This window comes from Mycobacterium sp. (assembly GCF_052144515.1).
GTDB lineage: Bacteria > Actinomycetota > Actinomycetes > Mycobacteriales > Mycobacteriaceae > Mycobacterium.
This window is the reverse complement of sequence record NZ_JBKQQD010000030.1, coordinates 1-4,143: the sequence shown is the minus strand read 5'-3', so window position 1 is coordinate 4,143 and position 4,143 is coordinate 1. Positions and strand designations below refer to the sequence as shown.

2 protein-coding genes are annotated in these 4,143 nt (G+C 64.1%); one reads left to right on the top strand and one right to left on the bottom strand.

Translation table 11 applies throughout. The features are described from left to right. The first annotated feature begins 295 nt into the window (after window positions 1-295). Entirely contained in the window at window positions 296-2,029 is a 1,734-nt protein-coding gene (locus ACLP9N_RS01385) for an IS1634 family transposase (protein WP_442405716.1), read from the top strand. A gap of 413 nt (window positions 2,030-2,442) precedes the next feature. Here ACLP9N_RS01385 and ACLP9N_RS01380 read toward each other — a convergent pair whose 3' ends face one another. Further along, window positions 2,443-3,882 (bottom strand): ISNCY family transposase, encoded by a 1,440-nt coding sequence (locus ACLP9N_RS01380; protein WP_442405715.1) that lies wholly within the window; start codon window positions 3,880-3,882, stop codon window positions 2,443-2,445. Window positions 3,883-4,143 lie beyond the last annotated feature (261 nt).

Sequence of the window (4,143 nt, the reverse complement as noted above, 5' to 3'; positions counted from 1 at the left end):
ACACCATCGATACTCACGTAACGCACTACATCAACGCCGCCAGACTGCCGCTCAACGCAGCCTGAAAACTCAAGACAAACCCGTGAGTGCTAGGTCGAAGCCCCGGCGCCAAGCTCATGTGCGGGCTAGCCCGAAGTTCCCCCTTCTGGGGCCGGTCTGATCCTGCACGGCCGTTGTGGGCTGGTGTTCTGTATCCCCGAAGCGCGGATGTGTAATCATGTAATAGCGAGACTGGTGCGGCGTGTCCTTCATGGAATTAGCCATATTCATGCTTTCTGGGTGATATAAAGTAAACATGTATGTGACGCGGGTGCCGAACCGCGGGTCACCGCCGGCGGTGCTGCTGCGGGAAAGCTACCGCGAGCAAGGCAAGGTCAAAACCCGCACCCTGGCCAACCTGTCGCGCTGGCCCGAGCCCAAGGTGGAGGCGCTCGCGCGGGCGCTCAAAGGCGCGTCGGCAACGGTGGATCTGGCGCAGGCGTTTGAGATCGGCCGCAGCCTGGCGCACGGGCATGTCACGGCGGTGTTGGGCACCGCGCGCCAACTCGGGTTGGAGGAGCTGATCGGCCCCGCGCCCTCGCGGCGGCGCGATCTGGTGACCGCGATGCTGGTGGCCCAGGTGATCGCGCCGGGCTCGAAGCTGGCGCTCGCCCGTGGGCTGCGCACACAGACCGCAACCACTTCGCTGGGTGAGGTGCTGGGGGTGTCTAGTTGTGACGAGGATGACCTGAATGCGGCGATGGACTGGCTGCTATCCCGCAAGGATGTCATCGAAAGCGCCCTAGCCGAGCGGCATCTGGCCAATGGGACGCTGGTGCTCTACGACGTGTCCTCGGCGGCGTTTGAGGGCCGCACCTGCCCGCTGGGCAAGATCGGGCACGCCCGTGACGGAGTCAAAGGCCGGCTACAGATCGTCTACGGGCTGTTGTGTTCGACTGCCGGAGTGCCGGTGGCCATCGAGGTGTTCGACGGCAACACCGCCGACCCCAAGACCCTGACCGCGCAAATCCGAAAGCTTAAGGGCCGGTTCGGGTTAACGCGGGTCTGTTTGGTGGGCGATCGCGGCATGCTCACCAACGCGCGCATCAGCGAAGAGCTGCGCCCGGCCGAGCTGGATTGGATTTCGGCGCTGCGTGCCCCCCAAATCAAGGCCCTTGTCGAGGCCGAAGCGTTGCAGCTGTCGCTGTTCGATGAGCAGGATCTGGTCCAGATCACTTCGCCGGACTTTCCCGGGGAGCGGCTGGTGTGCTGCCGCAACCCCGCCCTGGCCGCCGAGCGCACCCGCAAACGCGACGACCTGCTCGCCGCCACCGAAAAAGAACTAAACACCATCGCCGCGGCCACCCACCGCCAGCGCCGCCCGCTGCGCGGCACCGACAGGATCGCCCTGCGGGTGGGCAAGGTGATCAACCACTACAAAATGGCCAAACACTTTCACACCGAGATCACCGACGAGGCGTTTAGCGTCTCCCGCAACCAGGACACCATCGCCGCCGAGGCGGCGCTGGACGGCATCTACGTGCTGCGCACCAGCCTGCCCGAACCCGCTCTCGCCGACGGTCATGTGGTGGCCCGCTACAAGGGACTCGAAGACGTCGAGCGGTTCTTTCGCACCCTCAACACCGAACTGGACGTCCGCCCCATCCGCCACCGGCTGGCCGACCGGGTCCGCGCCCACATGTTCATGCGCATGCTGTCCTACTACATCAGCTGGCACATGAAACGGGCCCTGGCCCCAATCCTGTTTCACGACAACGACAAACCCGCCGCAGCCGCCAAACGCTCCAGCCCTGTCGCCGCGGCCCAACGTTCCGATGCCGCGCTGGCCAAAGCTGCCCGCAAACGCACTCCAGAGGGCACCCCGGTGCACAGCTTCACCAGCCTGCTCGCCGACCTGGCTACCATCTGCGCCAACCAGATTCAGCCCACCGACGACATGCCGGCATTCACCAAGATCACCGCCCCCACCCCACTGCAGCGCCAAGCCTTCGAACTACTCGGCGTCTCCCACCGACACGGGCTGGCGTAGTCAGTACATCCACACCACCAAACCACAAAACCCCAGGTCAACACCCAAACACGTCACCAGACCAGGGGGAACTTCGGTCTAGATCCACGTCAACAACTGCGTCGGCAGGCGACCTGACCCCATTTTCACGCCTGCGAGGCGTCCCCCGGAGGGATAAGAGGCTCATCAAAAATGCGCGCCTGGCCCTCTTCGTTGCCTCACCTGAGAGTGCGCGCGTACGGCGCGCCTACCTGGCAGCTGACGCATCGCTGGTTAGGCCCGAACGATGGGACTGACGATGAGTCAACGCAAGGCCGTAACCAAAACGATCGTTAGTTACTTCGACCTGAAAAACCCTGATCGCCCTGGTGGTGGCTGAGTGGGTGGCGGATTGTCATACCTCAATGGTGGTTGATCTCGTCGGGATGCCGGGTTCAGGCGGTGAGGGCGGCGATCTTGGTGAGGTTGTGGGTGAATATCCCTTGTCCGGTCCAGGTTTTCGCTCCTTCGAGGCTGTCCAGGCGGGTGCGGTCCCAGCCGTATCCGCGTTTGAGGGTGCTGATCCGACCTTCGCATCCCGTTCGCCATTTAATGGTTCGGCGGAAGGTTCGCCCTCGTTCGACCTGTTGGCGGGCGTTTCCGGGTTTGCCTTTGCGGGGGATGACGATGGTGCGCACACCCACCTTGGTGAGGGCGTCGTCGACGGCGGCTTCGCCGTACCCGCGGTCGGCGGTCACGGTGCGGGGTGGGTGACCGGCCCGGTCTTTGACCCGTTGGATTGCTGGGGCCAATTGTGGTGCGTCAGCAGGATTTCCGGCCTGCACATCGTGATCGACAACGATGCCGTCGTCGTTGTCGACAACCTGGGCTTTGTAACCGAACTCGACCGGTTTACCTAACCGGCCCTTGGCGATGGGCCGCGCATCACGGTCATGCAGACTGACCACCCGGCTGGCTCCGTCCGGGATGGTTCCGGCGATGCGTTGCCTGGTCTGCCCGATGATCTGCTCGGTCACCTCCAGCAGGTTCGCCAGGTCATTGGCGGCGCGAGCCAGCCGACCACGCCGCCGTCCCGCGGCCGCATCGTGTGCGCCCTGCTTGGCCAGCTCAGCCGCCTTGACCCGTGCTCGGCGTAGCGCCCTTCGAGCATTGATCAACAAGCGGTGCGCGTCCCGCGCGGTCGCCTGTGCCAGATCGGCGAGCTCACCGGTGATCCGCTGCACACCGTCTTTGACCTGGTCGCGGCCCAGCTGGCTGCGCGACCGTAGTTTCGCCGCGATCCCGTGTGCCCGTTTCCCCGCGGCGCGGGAGCGGTCCCGCAGCGTCGTGCGCACGCCGCCGCCAGCGTTGTGGATCCGTTGTCCAGCTGTGCTGATCCGGCGGATCGCTTTGGCCAGCAGCCCGGAATCGGTCGGATAACACACGTTCGCCGGAACCACCGTGGTGTCCGCGCGAACCCGGTTCGTGCGCAATACCTTCGCCTCGGCTGCTTTGGCCAACAGCGCCTCGTTCAACCCCTCCACCGCAGCCGGCCCACAACGGGTCGAAAGCTTCATCAACGTCGTCGGATGGGGCACCGACCCGTCCAGCGGAATCCGGCAGAACCGCCGCCAGGTGATCGAATCCGACACCTCCCGACACAGCGACTCATAGCCCAGCCGGTACCGGAACTTCAAGAACATCAACCGCAGATACGTCTCCATCGGCGTCGACGGACGCCCGATCCGCGGATCGAAGAACGGCACGAACGGGGCGAAGAACACCCGATCATCGAGCAGCTCATCGATTCGCGCCAACTCGTCGGGTAACTTCAGCAACTCCGCAGGAAGCACTGCCTCCCAAAGCGACACCTGATCGCCTACAGTACGAAACACGATGGCCTCGATCCCTTCTATCCAAGGGTTCGAGGCCATCCTCTCGTCTACACATCCCCAGCTCAGGGACCGCCACGCCCAGACTTTTTCAGGTCGAAGTAGCTAACGATCCGCGCGATTGCCGACTGGTGCCACCGTTCCTGTGTGTGAACGGATTTGTGAACGAAACGAGGCGCGACGGCAGAGATCGTGTGGAACGCGGCGTGGTGGTTTGAACGGGCGACTGCTCGCGACCTGCAGCTTTGAGACGCGCAAGGCGAC

Excerpts from the sequence above, each read along its gene's own strand:
- ACLP9N_RS01385 (WP_442405716.1), top strand. The coding sequence starts at position 296 with ATGTATGTGACGCGGGTGCCGAACCGCGGGTCACCGCCGGCGGTGCTG.